Below are 19,516 nucleotides of genomic sequence, written 5' to 3'. Positions count from 1 at the left end.
CTAGTTGACTCGCCGCGCACCACCGGTACCGGTTCCGGCACCGGTTCCGGACCTCGTCGCGGAGGCATCCCCATGCCCGTCACCATCGCCGATGTCGCACGTCAGGCGGGTGTCAGCAAGACGACCGTGTCCCGGGTGCTCAACACCAGGGGCGAGGTCGACGCCGGTACCGCCGCCCGCGTTCGTGAAGTGATCGCGACCCTCGGCTATGTGCCCAGCAGCGGAGCCGTCGGACTGGCCCGCGGCAGCAGCCGTACGGTCGCCATGCTGACGCCCCCGCTCACCTGGCCGTGGATGGGCGAAGTCCTCCAAGGGGTCGTCGACACCGTCGAGGCCGCCGGCTACGGACTGCTGCTCTTCACCTGCAACCGCGGACGGGAGTCCGTGGAGCACTTCGCCGGCCAGGTCTCCGCCCGCGCCTTCGACGGACTCCTCGTCGTCGAGCCCGAGGACACCCTCGACACGATCACCGCGATGCACCGCAAGGGCCTTCCCGTCGTCCTCATCGACGACCGCGGCCACCACCCGGAGTTCCCGTCCGTCGCGACCACCAACCGGGAGGGCGGGGCGTCGGCCGCCCGCCATCTGCTCGCCGACGGCCGCTCCCGGCCGCTGATCGTCACCGGCCGCCCCGACTTCGGCTGTGTACGCGAGCGGCTGGAAGGCTTTCTGGAGGTGCTGCCGACCGACCGCGTCGTCGGCGGTGACTTCACCGAGGTCTCCGGGCGGCTGGCGACGGAACGCTTCCTCGCCACCGGCAGGGCCTTCGACTCAGTCTTCGCGCACAACGACCTCAGCGCGGTCGGTGTGCTGCGGGCCCTGCGGGCCGCGGGACGAAGCGTCCCCGACGACATCGCGGTCGTCGGCTTCGACGACATCCCCATGGCCCAGCACACCGAACCACCGCTGACCACCGTCCGCCAGCCGATGCGCCGGATGGGGGAGCGGGCGGCCGGGATGCTGCTCGCCCACCTGGCCGGCACTCCCGCCCCGGTCGAACCCGTCGTGCTGCCCACCGAACTGATCGTGCGCGCCTCCGCACCCGCCTGACCCGCGCCCGCTCCCTGACGTTCCCGTCGCACCACCGCTCCGGCCCGTCGACCTTCCCTTCGCACCACCCCTCCCGCTCGTCGACCTTCCTGCCGTGCCACCCCGTCCGCACCGAAGGAGCCGCAGTGCCCCCCACCCGTACCCGCTTCAGAACCAGAGCCGGCACGGCCGCGCTCGCCGCGACCGCCGTTCTCGCCACCCTGCTCACCGGAGCCGGCGCCGGAGTCAGCGCGGCGGCCGACGATCCGGCGCCGTTCACCGTCGACCGCTTCGAGGGCGAGGTCCCGTTCGCCAACCCGCCCGCCGAGGGCATCTTCACGTGGGGGAGCGACGCCGACGACCAGCCCCGGCTGGAGCTGAAGGAGCGCGCGGACGCCCCCGAGGGCGCCAAGGTCCTCGAAGGCTCCTACGACATCAGCGGCTGGGGCGGCCTCACCCACGACTTCACCTTCGACAGGCCCGCGCAGAACTGGACCCCGTACAAGGGCATCCGCTTCTGGTGGTACGGGCAGAACACCGCACCGCTGCCGCCCGGTTCGGGCAAGAGGATCAACTTCGAGCTCAAGGACGGCGGCGCCAACGGCGAGGCCTCCGAGCTGTGGACCACCTCCTTCACCGACGACTGGGAGGGCTGGCACCTCGTCGAGATCCCCTTCGCGGACTTCGTCTACCGCGCCGACTACCAGCCCGTCGGCGGCATCGACCAGGTCCTCGGACTGAACGAGATGTGGGGCTACGCGCTCACCCTGCCCACCGGCGCCCCCGGCAGGTTCGCCATGGACGGCGTCGAGCTGTACGGAAAGGCCGACCCCGCGCTGAAGGCGAGCGTCATCACCGACGCGGCCGTCCACCCGGTCGACGAGGGCGGCACCGCCGAGGTGAAGATCTCCGTCGCCACCACCGGCTCGGGCCCCACCGAGGAGCCCGTCACCGTCGCGTACAGCACCGAGGGCGGGACCGCCGAGGCCGGCAAGGACTACACCCCGGTCTCCGGCACGGTCACCTTCCCGGCCGGCTCCGTCTCGGGCACGTCCACGTCGGTCGCCGTCACCACCCGCAAGGACCGCCCGGCCGAGCCGGCCGAGACGATTCCGCTGAAGCTCACCGTCACCGGCGCGAAGGCGCCCGCCGAGACCCCGCAGATCGTCGTGGACGCCCACGGCCTGCCGTATCTCGACAAGAAGCTCCCGGTGAAGAAACGCGTCGCCGACCTGCTCTCCCGGATGACGCTCGCGGAGAAGGCCGGGCAGATGACCCAGGCCGAACGCAACGCCCTGAAGTCTCAGGGCGACATCGCCGCCTACGACCTCGGCTCGCTGCTCTCCGGCGGTGGTTCGGTGCCGACGCCGAACACCCCCGCGGCCTGGGCGAAGATGGTCGACACCTACCAACTGCGTGCGCAGGCGACGCGGTTCCAGATCCCGTTGATCTACGGCGTGGACGCCGTGCACGGCCACAACAACGTCATCGGATCGACGATCATGCCGCACAACATCGGCATCGGGGCCACCCGTGACCCGGCCGTCGCGGCGAGGACCGGCGCCGTGACGGCGAAGGAGGTCCGCGCCACCGGTATCCCGTGGGACTTCGCACCCTGCCTCTGCGTGACCCGCGACGAGCGCTGGGGCCGCTCCTACGAGGCCTTCGGCGAGGACCCCGCCCTGGTCACCGCCATGGAGACGGTGATCACGGGTATGCAGGGCGCGCCGTCCGGCAAGGATCTCGCCCGCAACGACAAGGTGCTGACCAGCGCCAAGCACTACGTCGGCGACGGCGGTACGGAGTACGGCTCGTCCTCCACCGGCTCGTACACGATCGACCAGGGCATCACCAAGGTCACCCGGCAGGAACTGGAGGCCGTCCATCTCGCGCCGTTCGCCGAGGCCGTCGAGCGCGGCGCCGGCACGGTCATGCCGTCGTACTCGTCACTGGACGTCCTGGGCGACGACCAGGGCCCGGTGAAGATGCACGCCAACGCCGAGATGATCAACGGCGTGCTCAAGGACAGGATGGGCTTCAAGGGCTTCGTCATCAGTGACTGGCAGGCCATCGACCAGATCCCCGGTGACTACGCGAGCGATGTGCGCACCTCGGTCAACGCCGGGCTCGACATGATCATGGTGCCGACGGCCTACGCGGACTTCCACCGGACCCTCCGGGACGAGGTGACGGCGGGCCGGATCCCCGAGGCGCGGATCGACGACGCCGTCGCGCGGATCCTGACCCAGAAGTTCGCCCTGGGCCTGTTCGAGAAGCCGTACGCGGACACCACCCACCTCGGCAGCATCGGCTCGGCCGCCCACCGCGCGGTCGCCCGTGAGGCCGTCGCCAAGTCCCAGGTCCTGCTGAAGAACGACGGCGCGGTCCTGCCGCTCAAGCCGTCGCAGAAGGTGTACGTCGCCGGGTCCAACGCCGACGACATCGGCAACCAGGCCGGCGGCTGGACCATCAGCTGGCAGGGCTCGTCCGGGAAGATCACCCCCGGCACGACGGTCCTCGAGGGCATGAAGAAGGCCGCCCCCGAGGCGGTGACCTGGTCCAAGGACGCGTCCGCTCCCCTGGAGGGCCACGACGTCGGTGTGGTCGTCGTCGGCGAGACCCCCTACGCCGAGGGTGTCGGCGACGTCGGCAACGGTCACGACCTGGAGCTGAGCGCGGCCGACCGGGCCGCCGTCGACAAGGTCTGCGCCGCGATGACGTGCGCCGTCCTGATCGTCTCCGGCCGCCCGCAGCTGATCGGGGACCGACTCGGTGACATCGACGCACTTGTGGCGTCCTGGCTTCCGGGCACCGAGGGCGACGGTGTCGCCGACGTCCTCTACGGCAAGAAGGCCTTCACCGGCCGGCTGCCCGTCACCTGGCCCAGGTCGGCCGGACAGCTGCCGATCAACGTCGGGGACACCTCGTACGACCCGCAGTACCCCTACGGCTGGGGGCTCACCACCCTGAAGAAGCCGCCGGCCGGCGGGGAACTCACCCTCAAGGCCATGGCGCCGGCGGCGAAGCTGCTGGAGGTGACCGGCCGGGGCGACTCCCCGGAGGCGCGTGAGCTGGTCTCCCAGGCCCGGCTGCTCGTCCAGCAGAAGATCGGGCAGCGGATCACGGCCGCGTCGGCGAAGCCGTTCGCGGACGCGGACCATCTGCTGCTGTCGGGCAGACCGGCCGCGGCCGTGGCCAAGCTGACGGCCGCGTTCAAGGCGGCCTGAATCAGACCCTTGGCGCATGTCCGAAAATCAACCCTTTCGGGTAGCGTCAAGGTATGAGGACCAGGCTGTTCACCGCACTGTCCGGTCTGCTGCTCGCGCTCTCGGCGGCCGCCCTCGGGGTGGCGCCGGGAGCGCACGCGGCCACCGGGCCCGACACCGTGGCCGCGGCACTGGAGAACAGCCCGGTCTATGTGGACCCGCGCGCCTCCGGTCAGCTCTCGAAGGCGGACGCGGACGCGCTGGCACAGAAGATCAAGAACGCGGACAAGCCGCTGTTCGTGGCCGTCCTGCCGGCGTCCGCCGAGTTCCCGCCCGAATCCGTGCTGCGGAACGTCCGCACCGAGACGGGTGTCACCGGCCTCTACGCCATCCGCCTCGGCGACGGTTTCAACGCGGCGGCCGACAGCCGCGTCCTGTCGGGCCAGGCCGTCCAGAATCTGGTCACCGCGGTCAAGACGCCCCCCGGCGCCGATGCCGCCACCCAGCTGAACAACTTCGTCGACCAAGCGCTCCCGCAGATGCGGGGCAGCGCGCCCGCCTCCTGGGGTACCACCGGCGGTGACGAGGGAGTGAACGGCGGAGCCGTGATCGCCTTCGGCGCGGTGCTCGCCGCGGGCGGCGCGGGCGCCTACGCGCTCGTGGCCCGCAACCGCCGCCGCAAGGCCCAGGAGGAGCGGGAGGCGCTCGACAAGCTCCGGGTGGTGGTCGACGAGGACATCACCGCCTTCGGCGAAGAGCTCGACCGACTGGACTTCCACCCGTCGGAGAAGGGCGCGAACGACGCGATGCGCGCCGACTACGAGCGGGCACTCGACTCGTACGACAAGGCGAAGTCGCTGATGGGAGCGGCCCGCCACCCCTCCGACGTGCGAGGAGTCACCGAGGCGCTGGAGGACGGGCGCTTCAGCCTGGCCGCACTCGACGCCCGGCGCACGGACCGGCCGATTCCGGAGCGCAGGGCCCCCTGCTTCTTCGACCCGCGCCACGGGCCCTCCGTCACCGACATGACCTGGACCCCGGACGGTGGCCAGGCCCGCGAGATCCCGGTGTGCGCGGTGGACGCCTCCCGGCTCAAGGGCGGCCTGGACCCGATGGCCCGCACGGTCGAGACGGGGGACGGCCGGCGGCCGTACTGGGAGGCAGGGCCGGCGTACGGCCCCTGGGCCGGCGGCTACTTCGGCGGCGGCATCCTCCCCGGCCTGCTGGCCGGCACGCTGCTCGGCAGCGTGCTCGCGACGCCTGCGTACGCGGCGGACTACGGCGGCGCCGACTACAGCGGCGGCGACTACTCGGGCGCCGACTTCAGCTCGTCGGACTTCGGCGGCGGCGGCGGGGACTTCGGGGGTGGCGGAGGCTTCGGTGGCGGCGGGGACTTCGGGGGCGGGTTCTAGAGCCGGGCGGGTACCAGAGCCCGGCAGGGTGTGCGCGCCGGGACACGGTTCCGGCCCGGCGGCGACAGCGCGCGGACAGCGGAGCGCCCGCCCGGCCGTCGGGACGGCGGGGCGGGCGCGCTCTGGGTGCCGGGGTGACGTCCCGGATCAGGCCGCGGACTTGATCGCGGAGATGTCGAAGTTCAGCTTCACCTTGTCGCTGACCATCACGCCACCCGTCTCCAGCGCGGCGTTCCAGGTCAGGCCCCAGTCGGAGCGCAGGATCTCGGCGGTGCCCTCGAAGCCGACGCGCTCGTTGCCGTAGACATCGGTGGCGGAGCCGTTGAACTCCAGGTCGATGGCGAGGGGGCGCGTGACGTCCTTGATCGTCAGGTCACCGGTGAGCCGGTAGGTGTCGCCGCCGAGGTTCTCCGCCTGCGTCGAGCGGAACGTCATCAGGGGGAACTTCTCGGCCTCGAAGAAGTCACCGCTGCGCAGGTGGCCGTCGCGGTCGGCGATCCCGGTGTCGATGCTGGTGATCGTCACGTCGATCTCGGCGGTGGAGTGGTGCGGGTCCGTGCCGTTCAGCTCGAGGCTGCCGGAGAACTCGCCGAACGAGCCGCGGACGTTGGTGACCATCGCGTGGCGGACCGTGAAGCCGATGCTGCTGTGCGCCGGGTCGATGGTGTAGCTGCCGGACAGCGCGGCCAGGGCCGGGTCCACCGGGGCGGCGGTGGTGGTGGCAGCGGCAGCGGCTTCGGGCTTGCGATTGAAGATACCCATGATGTCGGACTCCTCGGGGGACGGGGCGGTCGGTAGTTAAACCTTCAACGACATCGACCATAGACCTATTCCGTTTAAAGTTCAACATCTTCTTGAGGGGTTCACCCGAACGACGTGCGCACCCCCTGGCGACGCGCGTAGAACTCGGGCAGCATCTCTGTGCTCCACCTGCACCGCCCGTACCACCGGACTGGCACGGTCCCCAACGGTCACCAGCAGGAGGGATCTCCCCCCATGAAAATCCGCTCGACGCTCACCGCGCTCGCGCTCGTCTCCGGCGCGCTCCTCGCTCCCGGCTTCGGCGTCCTCAGCAGCGCGACCGAGGCCCACGCGGCCACCAAGATCAGCCACGCCACGGCCACGTCGATGTTCCGCTCGTCCGGGATCACCTGGTCCTCGTCCGGCGGCTGCTCGAACCGCAACAACCCCACCTGTACGTCGTTCGACCAGCTGAACCTCATGTCCGCGCAGGGTGCCCAGACCCTGAGGAGCGCGAGCGGGTGTGCCCTCAACATCACCGGCGGCACCGAGACCGGGCACGCGAGCGGCACGTACTCCCACTGGAACGGCTACAAGCTCGACTTCGCCAAGGGCACGTGCGTGGGGAACTACATCAAGAACACCTTCAGCTACATCGGCGCACGGCCGGGCGACGGCGCCCCGCAGTGGAGGTCCGGGTCCGGGAACGTCTACGCGGACGAGGGCAACCACTGGGACGTGACCTACTACAACTGCGGCGGCTGCTGACCGTACGTGCGAGTGCCCGGCCCCTTCCGCTGCCTGCGGGGGGCCGGGCACTCGGCGTGGTCACGTGCCGACGGTCAGGGCCCGACGGTCAGGGCCCCGCGGTCAGGACCCGACGGTCAGGGTGAAGCGCAGCGGGTTGCCGTCGTGCGCCGCGCCCGAGACGTCGGGCTGTCCGTCCGGACGGACGTCGTCGTACGGGAACGCGTACCCGATCGGGGTGTTGGCGTGGACGACGCGTGAGAAGTGGTTCGTGCCGGGGTCGAGGTAGTAGTCGGCCGCGGTCGCTCCGTTCGGCTGGTCCGGGTGGGACAGCAGGGTCGTCCGGTTGAAGCCGGCGGCGAGCCGGGCGAGCAGGCCCTTCTTGTCGTCCGGGTCGCCGGGGTTGTTGGCGAAGGGCCCGTGGTTGCAGGTGAAGACGTCCTTCGAGGACGGCTTCGCGAAGGTGTGACCACCGTTGAAGGTGAGCGTGTCGCCGTTCACCCGGCCGGTGAACACTCCGCGTCCGCCCTGGAGATCGATCCGCAGATCGGTCGAGCGGTACTTCTCCCAGACCTGGTCGATGTAGGAGTCGAAGGCGTCACGGAACGGCATCTCGGCGGGCCGGTCGAAGTAGGGGGCCATCAGGTTCTGCGGCGCGATCACGCGCAGCACCTCACCGTCCGCGCCGCGGATGACGAGCTTGTCCCACGGCTGTCCGTCCTTGGCCGCCTGGGCGGCGAGGCCGTCGGCGATCTTCTGCACCGCGCCGTCCGGCAGCGGCGCCACGGTATGCGTGGCGTCCCCGGTGAGCGTGAGGCCGATGGGGAGGGCCGTCACCAGGTCGACGTAGCTGATGTTCGCGTACAACTGCTGCGGGTTGAACGTGAATTCGGCGAAGGACCAGATGCGGTCGTAGTTGGCGTCGGACGGCGTCGCGAAAGCGGGCTCGACCAGGGAGGGCCCCGGGTTCACGAAGAAGTCCAGCTTGTCGTCGCGGACGAAGTAGACCCGGGCGCCGAACATCTGAGGAAGCGTCAGCACGATCGGGCCGGAGCCCGCCGCGGGCAGCGGGATGGCGCAGTCGACCGGCAGCGGGGTCTCGGGCGCCGACGGGTTCTCGGGGTAATGGACCCCGCCGTCCGGGCGCAGCAGCACCCATCGGTCGGTGCCCTGCTCGTGGCCGGTGACATAGGCGTGGACCGTGCCGGGCAGGGACTTGTTCTCCAGGGCGAGCTCGCAGGTGGGGGCTGCGGCCCTGGCGCGAGGGCTGAGAGCGCTTCCCCAGGCGGGATAGGTGGCCGCGGTGACCGCGGCGGCCGCTCCGGTGAGGAAGATACGTCGGGATATCACGGACAGAACTCCTGGTGCTCGTGGGGGAGTTCTCACTGTTGCGACGCCCGGTGCACGCGTCAAGAGGTGTGACTGAGAGCGCTCTCGGCAGTTTTTCACTGCCCATAAGCCGGGGTTAAGGCGGGCGATGTGAGGCCGGGTGCGCGTCGCAAGCGCTTGCTGACGGCTTGTGTCATGACCATTGAAGGCACCCGGCTGCCGTGCTAGACCACAGGTCGACCGGACCGAATCACTTACGCACCGGAGGCCCCCGTGCCGCTGTCGTCAGCCTGGTCCCGCCGTACCTTTCTGGCCACCACGGGAGCAAGCGCTCTCTGCGTCGCCCTCACACCACGGGTGAGCGCTGCGGCGGACGACGAGTACGAGACCCTGCGGCAGCGCTGGGTGGAGATCAGCCTCGGCAGCGGCTACGAGGCGACCGCCGAACCGTACGCGTCCCGCCTCACCGAGACCGGGACGCTCGCCGCGGGCTTCCGCGCCTCGATGGCGCCCACCGCGACCTCGCTGTGGCCCGGCCACCCCTTCGACCCGCCCGCCGGTATCACCCAGAGCTACACCCGGCTGTGGACCATGACCCAGGCGTACGCGCAGCAGGGCACCGGCCACACCGGCGACGCCGGGCTGCTCGCCGACATCCTCCGCGGCCTCGACCATCTCGCGACGACCGTCTACAACCCCTCGACGACCCGCTACGGCAACTGGTGGGAGTGGCAGATCGGCAGCCCCCGCCTCCTGATGGACATCGTCGCCGTCCTGTACGGCGACCTCGGCCAGGCCCGGCGGGACGCCGCTTTCGCGACCGTCGACCACTTCGTCCCCGACACGATGCTCGGCGACTACACCGGCACCTCCACCGGCGCGAACCGCGTCGACCTGTGCCGCTCGGTTGCCCTGCGCGGCGTACTCGGCAAGGCGCCCGCCAAGATCGCACTGGCCCGCGACGCCCTGTCTCCCGTCTTCCCGTACGTCACCGAAGGCGACGGCCTCTACGCCGACGGCTCCTTCGTCCAGCACACCTGGGTCGCCTACTCCGGCACCTACGGACAGGTCATGCTCGACGGTCTGGGCCGGCTCTTCAGCCTGCTCGCCGGATCCACCTGGGCCGTCACGGACCCCAACCGGCAGATCATCCTGGACAGCGTCGAGCGCGCGTACGCGCCCCTGATCCACAACGGTCTGATGATGGACAGCGTCAACGGCCGTGCCATCAGCCGGGGTTACCTCAAGGACGACGACCGCCGGGTCATGCGCAGCGACCACTTCCACGGCCAGGCGGTGATCGCCGCGATCGCGCTGCTCGCCGGCGGGGCGAGCGCGGCGGAGCGGGAACGCTGGCACGCGCGGATCAAGGGCTGGATCGCCCGCGACACCACCACCCCGATCCTCGAGGGCGCCCAGTTCGGGGTCGCCGACCTGGCCCGGCTGCACGCCGTCGCAGCGTCGCCCGTCCCGGCCGCGCCCGAGCCCGTCGGACACCACCTCTTCGCCGCCATGGACCGGGCCGTCCACCGCGGTCCCGGCTGGGCCGCGAACATCTCCATGGCCTCGCAGCGGATCTCCTCCTACGAGTGCGGCAACGGCGAGAATCCACGCGGCTGGCACACCGGCGCCGGAATGCTCTACTGGTGGCCGGGAGAGGCGCAGGGCGACCAGTACACCGACTGGTTCTGGCCCACCGTGGACTTCTACCGGCTCCCCGGCACGACCGTGTCGACCAAGCGGCTGGCCGACAGGGCGGGCGGCGAGTGGGGACTGCCCAAACCGGCGGCGCGGTGGGTGGGCGGAGCCTGCGACGGCGAGTTCGCCGCCGTGGGACAGCACCTCCTCGGGCTGGACTCCACCCTGCGGGCCCACAAGTCCTGGTTCTGCGTCGCCGACTCGGTCATCTGCCTCGGCGCCGGCATCTCCTGCACCGACGGGGTGCCGGTCGAGACCGTCGTCGACAACCGCAATCTGGGCGAGGGTGGCACGAACGCCTTCACCCGCGGCCACGGCTGGGCGCACCTCGACGGCCACGGCGGCTGGGTCTTCCCGGAAGGGACGGCGGACCTGCGCACCCTGTGGGAGGACCGGACCGGAGCGTGGAGCGACATCAACACCACCAGCTCCACCGAACGCGCCACCCGCCGCTACCGCACCCTCTGGCTGGACCACGGCACGGACCCCGTCGACGCCTCCTACGCCTATCTGCTCATGCCGGGCGCGAGCCGCCGCACGCTCGCCGCCCGAGCGCACGACCGCCGCTGGCTGGAGATCCTCGACAACACCGCGGCCCGCCAGGCCGTCGCCGTCCGCTCCCTGGGCCTGACCGCGGCGAACTTCTGGCAGCCCGGTACGGTGGGCCCGCTCACCACGACGGCGCCCGCCAGTGTTCTGCTGCGGACCCGCCGCCGCACGGCCACGCTCCACCTCAGCGAACCGCTGCGCACCGGAGCACCCGTGGAGATCACCTGGCGCCGGCCGGTCCGCCGGGTCGTCGCCGCGGACGACGGCATCGAGGTGCTCGCCGCCGGACGGGAGCTGCGACTGCGCCTCACCGGGGGCACCGCGGGGGCGAGCTACCGCTGTGAGGTGACTCTCAGCTGAACTCCTTGTTGGACTTCCACAAACATCAGTGGCACTGAGCTGGTGGTTGGGCTGCTGTGCCGAATGGTTCTGTGCAAGGCCAACAGGAGAACGGACCGGAGACTGTACGGAGTCGACGGCAGGGTTTCCTCGGTCGGATCCGTAGGGTCGAGGCATGACCGTTTTGGACGAGACCGCCAGTGAGCCGAGCGACGCCCGCGGACGCGTGGCCGAGCTGCACGATCTGCGCGACCGTGCGCGGCGCGGGCCCAGTGACCGCGCCACCGAGGCGCAGCACGCCAAGGGCAAGCTGACCGCCCGTGAGCGCATCGCGCTGCTGCTGGACGAGGGCTCGTTCAAGGAGGTCGAGCAGCTGCGCCGGCACCGGGCGACCGGGTTCGGCCTGGAGGCGAAGAAGCCGTACACCGACGGTGTCATCACCGGCTGGGGCACGGTCGAGGGCCGCACGGTCTTCGTCTACGCGCACGACTTCCGGATCTTCGGCGGCGCGCTGGGCGAGGCCCACGCCACCAAGATCCACAAGATCATGGACATGGCCATCTCGGCCGGTGCCCCCCTGGTCTCCCTCAACGACGGCGCCGGCGCCCGTATCCAGGAGGGCGTCTCCGCCCTCGCCGGCTACGGCGGCATCTTCCAGCGCAACACCCGCGCCTCCGGTGTCATCCCGCAGATCTCGGTGATGCTCGGCCCGTGCGCCGGTGGCGCGGCGTACTCGCCCGCGCTGACGGACTTCGTGTTCATGGTCCGCGAGACCTCGCAGATGTTCATCACCGGCCCGGACGTCGTCAAGGCGGTCACCGGTGAGGAGATCACCCAGAACGGCCTGGGAGGCGCGGACGTCCACGCCGAGACCTCGGGCGTCGCGCACTTCGCGTACGACGACGAGGAGACCTGCATCGCCGAGGTGCGCTACCTGCTGGCGATGCTCCCCTCGAACAACCGCGAGAACCCGCCGTCGGTGCCCGCCGAGGACCCGGCCGACCGTCGCTCCGACGTCCTGCTGGACCTCGTGCCGGCGGACGGCAACCGGCCCTACGACATGCACCAGGTGATCGAGGAGCTCGTCGACGACGGCGACTACCTGGAGATCCACGAGCGCTGGGCCCGCAACATCATCTGCGCACTGGCCCGTCTCGACGGCCAGGTGGTCGGCATCGTCGCCAACCAGCCGCAGTCCCTGGCCGGTGTCCTGGACATCGAGGCCTCCGAGAAGGCGGCGCGCTTCGTCCAGATGTGCGACGCGTTCAACATCCCGATCATCACTCTTCTGGACGTGCCCGGCTTCCTGCCCGGCGTCGACCAGGAGCACGGTGGAATCATCCGGCACGGAGCGAAGCTCCTGTACGCGTACTGCAACGCCACCGTGCCGAGGATCTCGCTGATCCTGCGCAAGGCGTACGGCGGTGCCTACATCGTGATGGATTCCCAGTCCATCGGTGCGGACCTCACCTACGCCTGGCCCACCAACGAGATCGCGGTGATGGGCGCCGAAGGTGCCGCCAACGTCATCTTCCGCAAGCAGATCGCGGAGGCCGAGGACCCCGAGGCCATGCGGACGCGCATGGTCAAGGAGTACAAGGCCGAGCTCATGCACCCCTACTACGCGGCGGAGCGCGGACTGGTCGACGACGTCATCGACCCGGCCGAGACCCGTGAGGTGCTGATCGCATCTCTGGCCATGCTCCGCAACAAGCACGCCGACCTGCCGTCCCGCAAGCACGGCAACCCCCCGCAGTAACCCTGCGACGAATCTGGAGCCCCAACAGCCATGAGCACTCCTGCCGACTCATCGTCCTTGCTCCGCGTCGAGAAGGGTCACGCCGACGCCGAGGAACTGGCCGCGATCACCGCGGTCCTGCTCGCCCGTGCCGCCTCCCAGCCCGAGGCGCCCGCCCACCGCGGCCGCTCCACGGCCGGCTGGCGCCGCCTGGAGCGCCAGCGCGGCTTCCAGCCCTCCCACAGCTGGCGGGGCTGACGCCAGGCTCTCCTGAGGCTTTCTGGGGCCCCTCTCGCCGGTACTCCGGCGGGCGGGGCCCTTCGTCGTGCCGCGCGAAGCGCCGGCGGGCATGCCGCCGCCGCGGCGGACACACGAAAGGCCCCCGCGGTGCGGGGGCCTTTTCGACTGGGGACACGAACCGCGGTACCGGCTACCGCAGACGCGCCATCAGGGCGTGTTCGACCAGTGTGATCAGGGCACTCTTGGCGTCTGCGCGGTGGCGGGCGTCGGTGGTGATGATCGGGGTGTCGGGGCCGATCTGGAGTGCTTCGCGGACTTCTTCGGGGTTGTAGGGCTGGTGTCCGTCGAAGCCGTTGAGGGCGATGACGAAGGGGAGGCCGCTGTTTTCGAAGTAGTCGACGGCGGGGAAGCAGTCGGCGAGGCGGCGGGTGTCGACGAGGACGACGGCGCCGATGGCGCCGCGTACGAGGTCGTCCCACATGAACCAGAAGCGGTCCTGTCCGGGGGTGCCGAACAGGTAGAGGATCAGGTCCTGGTCCAGGGTGATGCGGCCGAAGTCCATGGCCACCGTGGTGGTGGTCTTGTCCCCGGTGTGTGTGAGGTCGTCGATGCCGGCCGAGGCTGAGGTCATGACGGCTTCGGTACGCAGCGGGTTGATCTCCGAGACGGCGCCGACGAACGTGGTCTTGCCCACGCCGAATCCGCCCGCCACCACGATCTTCGCGCTGGTGGTTGAGCGGGCTGCACCGCCGCTAGAGCTTGCGAAGTCCACTGAGCACCCTTTCGAGCAGTGTCACGTCTGGCTGGCCGCCGGCGGACTCGTCGCCGCCGGGCTGGTGGATGGCGACAAGTCCGGCCTCCGCCAGGTCGGCGACGAGGATCCGGGCAACGCCGAGGGGAATGGTGAGAAGCGCCGAGATCTCCGCGACCGACTTGATCTCGAAGCACAGCCGGCAGATCCGCTGGTGCTCGGGCAACTGCCCTTGCAGCCGGGCGGGATCGGCCGTGGTGGACACCAGCGCCTCGATGGCGAGCTGGTACCGCGGCCGGGTCCGGCCGCCGGTCATGGCATACGGACGCACCAGCGGGTTGTGCGCGTTCTGGGCAGAACCCGAACCCGACGCCGGCTCCTGTGCCCTGCGCGGCTGCACGGGCTGGATGCGCGACGGCGGCTGCTGCTGCCCGTAGGGCGACTGCGGCTGGTGGTAAGGCGGTTGGGCACCCTGACCACTCGGCGTCGAAGGAAAGTTGAAGCGGTTCTGCGAGTGCTCACCCGGCATCTGGTGAGCACCGCCGTCATAGGGGCGTCCGCCTGGGGGTGTTGCCACGTTTCCTCCTCCGACTGCCGGTAGCCGGTTCCTGTCCCTGTGGAGCCGCGCCACCGCACCCTATGGTGCGGTGGCGTGAAACGCACTGTCCGTCTGTTAGTTGAGAAGACTGCCCTGGAGCTCCGCACGGAGATCCGGGGTCAGCACGCTGCCGGCCCGGTCCACCAGCAGAGCCATCTCATAGCCCACGAGACCGATGTCGGCATCGGGGTGAGCGAGCACCGCCAGCGAGGAGCCGTCGGAGATCGACATGATGAAGAGGAAGCCGCGCTCCATCTCCACGACGGTCTGGTTGACCGCACCGCCTTCGAAAATCCTCGACGCCCCCGCGGTCAGCGAGGTCAGACCGGAGGCGACCGCCGCCAGCTGATCCGCTCGGTCCCGGGGGAAACCCTCGGACATCGCCAGCAGGAGTCCGTCGGCGGAGACCACCACGGTGTGGGACACCCCAGGGGTGTTGTCCACGAAGTTGGTGATCAACCAGTTCAGATTCTGCGCCGCCTGGCTCATCGGGCTCACACTAACGCTCCTGGTTGTAGGTACTGCCCGGGCCGAAGCCCGATCCGTTCGTGTCCGATCCCGCGCTGCGTCCCTGCTGGACACCGCGCCGCAGGTTGCTCAACCTGCCCCGCACGTCCTCAGGGGCGCGGGAAACCTGGGGGCCCCGCTGCTGGGTCTGCTCCGCGGTGCCCTCGATGAGGTTCGCCTTGGGCACCCGCCGCGGAAGTCCGGAGGAGGTCACTCCGCCGGCCTTCGGCTCGCGGAGCTTCTCCGCCCGCTGCCAGCGCTCGTCGTTGGTCGAGCGCCAGTCCGTGGTGTCGACAGTGCCGTTGCTGCCGCCTGCCGACTCGGGCTGACCGTTCTGCGGAGCCTGTCGAGGCTGCTCTGCGGGCTGCTGCCACTGCTGTTCGGGCTGCTGCTGGGGCTGTGACGGCTGGGGGCCGCCGCGCCGCGGCAGACCGGCGTCGGTCAGCGCGTGGCTGTTGCTCGGAGAGGGTCCCGGACGGTCGAAGCCTACGCGCTCGGGAGCCGCCGTGGGGGCGCTGGGCGCAGATTCCGATTCCTGCCGGTACTCCGGCTCATAAGCACCCTGGTAGGCGCTCTGATCCGGCCACTCGCCCTGGTGGGGCTGGGTGTCGTACTGCCCGTCGTACTGCGGCTCGGAACCCTGCGAAGCCTGGTAACCGGCTTCCGCATAGCTGGTTTCGGGCTGCTCCTGACGGTCCTGGTGCTCGGGGTAGCCGTTGACCGCGGGGTAGTTGTCGTACCCCTGCTGGGACTGGTCCTGGGCGTAACCCTGCTCCGGGTAGTCCTGACCGTAGTCGGGGGCGTACTGCTGCTGGCCCTGGGCGTAACCCTGGTCCTGCCCGTAGCCCTGCTCCTGGGAGTAGTCCTGCTCCTGGCCGTACGGCCGCTCACCGTGTGTTTGCGCCTCCAGCGCCGCACGGCGCTCCTCGCGCATCAGCGAGCGGTTCACCGGGTCGAGCTGGGCGCCCTCGGGCTCCTCGTAGCGGGAGTCGTCGAAGCCGAGCTCCGCCGCGGTGAGCATGGGAGCGTGCTCGAAGGAGGACTGCTCCGGGATGATCTGGGAGACCGTGAAGTCGTCCTCGGGCAGGGGCTCGCCACCGCCACCGTGGGTGATGGCGTCCGGGAGCATGACCAGCGAGGTGGTGCCGGCCTGCTCGCCGGAGGGGCGCAGCTGGACGCGGATGCCGTGCCGGTCGGCGAGGCGGCCGACCACGAAGAGGCCCATGCGCTGCGAGACGGCTGCGTCCACCGTCGGCGGGTTGGCCAGCTTGTGGTTGATGTCGGCGAAGTCCTCGGCGGTCAGGCCGATGCCCTTGTCGTGGATCTCGATCATGACCCGGCCGTCGGGGAGCCTGGTGGCCGTCACCCGGACCTTGGTCTGCGGTGAGGAGAACGTGGTGGCGTTCTCCAGCAGCTCGGCCAGCAGGTGCACGAGGTCGGTCACGGACTGGCCGTGGATCTCCGTCTCGGGCACGCCGGTCAGCTCGATGCGCTCGTAGGACTCCACCTCGGAGGAGGCGGCGCGGAGCACGTCGACCAGCGGGACCGGCTGGTTCCACCGGCGGCCGGGCTCCTCGCCGGCGAGGACCAGGAGGTTCTCGCCGTTACGGCGCATACGGGTCGCGAGGTGGTCCAGCTTGAAGAGGTTCTCCAGCTGGTCCGGGTCGGCCTCGTTGTTCTCCAGGTCGGTGATCAGGGTCAGCTGACCCTCGATGAGCGACTGGTTGCGGCGCGACAGGTTGGTGAAGATCGCGTTGACGTTGCCACGGAGCATGGCCTGCTCGGCGGCGAGCCGGACGGCCTCACGGTGGACCTGGTCGAAGGCGCGGGCGACTTCGCCGATCTCGTCCTGGGTGTCGATGGGGATCGGTTGCACCCGGGTGTCGACGCGGCCCGGCTCGGTACGGGAGAGCTGGTCGACCAGCATCGGCAGACGCTGCTCGGCGATGCCGAAGGCGGCGGTGCGCAGCTGGCGCATCGAGCGGCTCATCTGGCGCGCCATGAGGCCGGCCAGGATGAACGCCGCGAGCAGGGCGATCACGACGATCGCGCCGTTGAGGATGGCGTCGCGCTTGGCGTCGTTGGAGATCGTCGCGGCCTCGTTCACGGCCTTGTCGACGAGGTCGTTCTCGATCTCCGTGTAGCCGTCGAACTTGGCGGTGGCGGCTGCCATCCACGTCCGGGGAGTGACGTCCTTCTTGGCCAGCTCGGAGGGTTCCGCGCCGGTGCCGATCGCGCGGGCCATACCGGTGAAGACGGATTTGTCGTTCTCGCCGACGGGCGGCTTGAGGCCGGCGGCGTCGAGCTGCTTCTGCCCGGCGACGGCCTTCGCCGTCATGATCGCCCTGAGCTTGTCCGTGTCGGCCTGGGTGCCGCCGGAGTTGTACTCGCCGAGCGCGATCTGCTCGAGGTAGTTGTACGAGTTGAACGCCACGGTCTGCTTGGCGAAGATCGTCTTGTTCTGGCTCGGCCGCACCAACAGGTGTGTACCAATGGAACGCTGCAGGGACTCGGCCGCCTTGGCGAGCTGAATGGCGTAGACCGTACGGCCGTAGCTCGTGACGTTGCCGGTGCCGAGGCCCAGTTCGTTCGCGAACTCCATCAGCGAGTGCTGGACCTTGACATAGCCCTCTTCGGTGCCGACCGCGGACTGCGCCTCGATCCCGCTGGTGTAGGCGATCTTCCGCAGCCCGGCGAGCGTCGGCTCCTCGTTGCGGAACAGGGCCAGACGGCGTTCCAGGCCCTGCTTCGCCGGCATGTCCTGGACGGCGACGTCGAACTTCCTCTTCGCCTCGTCCGTCGTGGCGTAGGCGTCCGTCACCTTGCTGTTGTTGCGGGCTTCCGGGGAGGTGGCCGTCAGCAGCGGCTCGGCGGTCAGGTCGCGCTCGTTGAGCAGTGCCTGGCCGTACTCCGCGGCGGCGCGCACGATGAGGGCCGTCTTCTCGGCGTCCTGGGCCTCGTTCCAGGTGTCGATCGAGCTCTTGACCTGGAAACCGCCCATGACCAGGCCCACGAGCACGGGTATGAGGAGAATCGCGTTCAGGCGCGTCGGAACTCGCCAGTTGCGCGGGGAAAGCCGGCTGGAGCTACCACCGGGCGGCGGCGTGGGCGCCGGCTCGTCCGCAGGCGGCACCACTGTGCGCGGCGGCGGGGTGAAGTTGCCCCGCGCCTGCTGCTGTGCGGAGCTCGTCATGCTTCGCCTCACTCGACCAACAACCTCTCGGCGTCGGCACCAACGCTGTGCCGTATTTCGTTCGGAGCCGTACTACTAGGGAGTTCATCGAATTTCAGCATGCGGGGTGGGTCCGTTCCAAACAGTTGGAATCAGCCATTCCGTGTAGTGGCGACCACAGATAAAACGGGCATAAAGAGCGAGGGGCGTCAAAAGGCGAGGCAAAGTTGAGCGCAGTGGTACCGGCCGAACGCACCGGGTGTCCGGACCGCTGGAATTCTCTGTCGAAACGTTATGAACACGGGGGCGGGCCGTGTCAAAGGACACAGCCCGCCCCGTCACAACTACGACAAGTGCCGTATGTCGCCGTCTACTTGAGCCGGGCCATCAGGGCGTGTTCGACCAGTGTGATCAGGGCACTCTTGGCGTCTGCGCGGTGGCGGGCGTCGGTGGTGATGATCGGGGTGTCGGGGCCGATCTGGAGTGCTTCGCGGACTTCTTCGGGGTTGTAGGGCTGGTGTCCGTCGAAGCCGTTGAGGGCGATGACGAAGGGGAGGCCGCTGTTTTCGAAGTAGTCGACGGCGGGGAAGCAGTCGGCGAGGCGGCGGGTGTCGACGAGGACGACGGCGCCGATGGCGCCGCGTACGAGGTCGTCCCACATGAACCAGAAGCGGTCCTGTCCGGGGGTGCCGAACAGGTAGAGGATGAGGTCCTGGTCCAGGGTGATGCGGCCGAAGTCCATGGCCACCGTGGTGGTGGTCTTGTCCCCGGTGTGTGTGAGGTCGTCGATGCCGGCCGAGGCTGAGGTCATGACGGCTTCGGTACGCAGCGGGTTGATCTCCGAGACGGCGCCGACGAACGTGGTCTTGCCCACGCCGAATCCGCCCGCCACCACGATCTTCGCGCTGGTGGTCGATCGGGCCGCACCGCCGCTAGAGCTTGCGAAGTCCACTGAGCACCCTTTCGAGCAGTGTCACATCCGGCGTGCCGCCGGCCTCTCCGTTGCCCGGCTGGTGGATCGCCACCATGCCCGCCTCCGCCAGGTCCGCCACCAGAATCCGGGCGACACCGAGCGGCATGGACAGCAGTGCCGACACCTCGGCCACCGACTTGACCTCACGGCAGAGGTGGCAGATCCGCTGGTGCTCGGGAAGCAGCCCGGCAAGGAGCGCCGGATCGGCCGTGGTGCTCACCAGCGCCTCGATGGCGAGCTGGTAACGCGGCCGGGTCCGGCCGCCGGTCATCGCATACGGACGTACCAGCGGCTGGTCGCCCTCCAGTCCGTAGGCGTCTGCCGACGCTCCGTACGGATCGTGAGAGGCGGTTGGCGGGGTCATGAGTCCTCCGGGCGGGACAGCAAGTGGTCGGCGTGCCGTCTGAGTGGGCCGGTGGGGGGCAAAAGAGCGACCTGACGGGTTGGTGCGTTGGCGCTTGCCTGCGGAGCCGTGTGTGGGGCACGG

Annotated in this window: 15 protein-coding genes; 7 read left to right on the top strand and 8 right to left on the bottom strand. The window is 69.8% G+C overall.

Annotated features, from left to right (window positions below; genetic code table 11):
• The first annotated feature begins 72 nt into the window (after positions 1 to 72).
• From RPQ07_RS10855 to RPQ07_RS10845, 3 genes are all read left to right on the top strand, one after another.
• A complete protein-coding gene (locus tag RPQ07_RS10855; protein ID WP_313943897.1) occupies positions 73 to 1,050 on the top strand; it encodes a LacI family DNA-binding transcriptional regulator in 978 nt (325 codons plus the stop codon).
• 125 nt (positions 1,051 to 1,175) lie between these two features.
• Entirely contained in the window at positions 1,176 to 4,256 is a 3,081-nt protein-coding gene (locus RPQ07_RS10850) for a glycoside hydrolase family 3 protein (protein ID WP_313943896.1), read from the top strand.
• Positions 4,257 to 4,309: 53 nt separating this feature from the next.
• Complete coding sequence (locus RPQ07_RS10845; RefSeq protein WP_313943895.1) at positions 4,310 to 5,647, top strand: hypothetical protein; 1,338 nt, start codon at positions 4,310 to 4,312, stop codon at positions 5,645 to 5,647.
• A 147-nt stretch (positions 5,648 to 5,794) separates the two neighbouring features.
• Here the strand turns inward: RPQ07_RS10845 and RPQ07_RS10840 are convergent, their stop codons facing one another.
• On the bottom strand, positions 5,795 to 6,409 hold the full coding sequence (locus RPQ07_RS10840; RefSeq protein WP_313943894.1) for a YceI family protein: 615 nt from the start codon (positions 6,407 to 6,409) through the stop codon (positions 5,795 to 5,797).
• Between the two features lie 234 nt (positions 6,410 to 6,643).
• Here RPQ07_RS10840 and RPQ07_RS10835 point away from each other — a divergent pair, with 234 nt between their 5' ends.
• On the top strand, positions 6,644 to 7,156 hold the full coding sequence (locus RPQ07_RS10835; protein ID WP_313943893.1) for a hypothetical protein: 513 nt from the start codon (positions 6,644 to 6,646) through the stop codon (positions 7,154 to 7,156).
• Positions 7,157 to 7,258: 102 nt separating this feature from the next.
• Here the strand turns inward: RPQ07_RS10835 and RPQ07_RS10830 are convergent, their stop codons facing one another.
• Positions 7,259 to 8,485: a glycoside hydrolase family 64 protein gene (locus tag RPQ07_RS10830; protein WP_313943892.1), complete on the bottom strand. Its 1,227-nt coding sequence runs from the start codon at positions 8,483 to 8,485 to the stop codon at positions 7,259 to 7,261.
• Positions 8,486 to 8,737: 252 nt separating this feature from the next.
• On the opposite strand from RPQ07_RS10830, the gene RPQ07_RS10825 reads away from it, so the two are divergent.
• The 3 genes from RPQ07_RS10825 to RPQ07_RS10815 all read left to right on the top strand — a co-directional run bounded on the left by RPQ07_RS10825 (position 8,738) and on the right by RPQ07_RS10815 (position 13,046).
• Positions 8,738 to 11,071: a polysaccharide lyase 8 family protein gene (locus RPQ07_RS10825; RefSeq protein WP_413777724.1), complete on the top strand. Its 2,334-nt coding sequence runs from the start codon at positions 8,738 to 8,740 to the stop codon at positions 11,069 to 11,071.
• Positions 11,072 to 11,225: 154 nt separating this feature from the next.
• Positions 11,226 to 12,809, top strand: coding sequence for an acyl-CoA carboxylase subunit beta (locus RPQ07_RS10820; RefSeq protein ID WP_313943891.1), 1,584 nt, complete (start codon positions 11,226 to 11,228; stop codon positions 12,807 to 12,809).
• A gap of 30 nt (positions 12,810 to 12,839) precedes the next feature.
• Positions 12,840 to 13,046 carry an acyl-CoA carboxylase subunit epsilon gene (locus RPQ07_RS10815; RefSeq protein WP_313943890.1) on the top strand — a complete coding sequence of 69 codons (207 nt, stop codon included), beginning with the start codon at positions 12,840 to 12,842 and terminating at the stop codon, positions 13,044 to 13,046.
• Between the two features lie 172 nt (positions 13,047 to 13,218).
• On the opposite strand, the gene RPQ07_RS10810 is transcribed toward RPQ07_RS10815, so the two are convergent.
• The 6 genes from RPQ07_RS10810 to RPQ07_RS10785 form a co-directional block, all read right to left on the bottom strand.
• The gene (locus RPQ07_RS10810) at positions 13,219 to 13,800 is read right to left on the bottom strand and encodes a GTP-binding protein (RefSeq protein WP_050791473.1); all 582 of its coding nucleotides are present in this window, start codon (positions 13,798 to 13,800) and stop codon (positions 13,219 to 13,221) included.
• Complete coding sequence (locus RPQ07_RS10805; protein WP_313943889.1) at positions 13,781 to 14,356, bottom strand: DUF742 domain-containing protein; 576 nt, start codon at positions 14,354 to 14,356, stop codon at positions 13,781 to 13,783. The genes RPQ07_RS10810 and RPQ07_RS10805 overlap by 20 nt, the downstream gene beginning before the upstream one ends.
• Positions 14,357 to 14,452: 96 nt before the next feature.
• On the bottom strand, positions 14,453 to 14,866 hold the full coding sequence (locus RPQ07_RS10800) for a roadblock/LC7 domain-containing protein (RefSeq protein WP_006127847.1): 414 nt from the start codon (positions 14,864 to 14,866) through the stop codon (positions 14,453 to 14,455).
• 10 nt (positions 14,867 to 14,876) lie between these two features.
• Entirely contained in the window at positions 14,877 to 18,089 is a 3,213-nt protein-coding gene (locus RPQ07_RS10795) for a nitrate- and nitrite sensing domain-containing protein (protein ID WP_413777723.1), read from the bottom strand.
• A gap of 337 nt (positions 18,090 to 18,426) precedes the next feature.
• The gene (locus tag RPQ07_RS10790) at positions 18,427 to 19,008 is read right to left on the bottom strand and encodes a GTP-binding protein (protein ID WP_159686641.1); all 582 of its coding nucleotides are present in this window, start codon (positions 19,006 to 19,008) and stop codon (positions 18,427 to 18,429) included.
• On the bottom strand, positions 18,989 to 19,393 hold the full coding sequence (locus RPQ07_RS10785) for a DUF742 domain-containing protein (RefSeq protein WP_313943887.1): 405 nt from the start codon (positions 19,391 to 19,393) through the stop codon (positions 18,989 to 18,991). The genes RPQ07_RS10790 and RPQ07_RS10785 overlap by 20 nt, the downstream gene beginning before the upstream one ends.
• Positions 19,394 to 19,516: the final 123 nt, after the last annotated feature.

It is taken from the genome of Streptomyces sp. AM8-1-1, assembly GCF_032229325.1.
Taxonomy (GTDB): Bacteria; Actinomycetota; Actinomycetes; order Streptomycetales; family Streptomycetaceae; genus Streptomyces; species Streptomyces achmelvichensis.
This window is presented reverse-complemented; position numbering and strand designations above follow the sequence as displayed.

Coding starts and splice junctions, on each gene's coding strand:
- RPQ07_RS10855 (WP_313943897.1), top strand. CDS start 73: ATGCCCGTCACCATCGCCGATGTCGCACGTCAGGCGGGTGTCAGCAAG.
- RPQ07_RS10845 (WP_313943895.1), top strand. CDS start 4,310: ATGAGGACCAGGCTGTTCACCGCACTGTCCGGTCTGCTGCTCGCGCTC.
- RPQ07_RS10840 (WP_313943894.1), bottom strand. CDS start 6,409: ATGGGTATCTTCAATCGCAAGCCCGAAGCCGCTGCCGCTGCCACCACC.
- RPQ07_RS10835 (WP_313943893.1), top strand. CDS start 6,644: ATGAAAATCCGCTCGACGCTCACCGCGCTCGCGCTCGTCTCCGGCGCG.
- RPQ07_RS10820 (WP_313943891.1), top strand. CDS start 11,226: ATGACCGTTTTGGACGAGACCGCCAGTGAGCCGAGCGACGCCCGCGGA.
- RPQ07_RS10815 (WP_313943890.1), top strand. CDS start 12,840: ATGAGCACTCCTGCCGACTCATCGTCCTTGCTCCGCGTCGAGAAGGGT.
- RPQ07_RS10800 (WP_006127847.1), bottom strand. CDS start 14,866: ATGAGCCAGGCGGCGCAGAATCTGAACTGGTTGATCACCAACTTCGTG.
- RPQ07_RS10785 (WP_313943887.1), bottom strand. CDS start 19,393: ATGACCCCGCCAACCGCCTCTCACGATCCGTACGGAGCGTCGGCAGAC.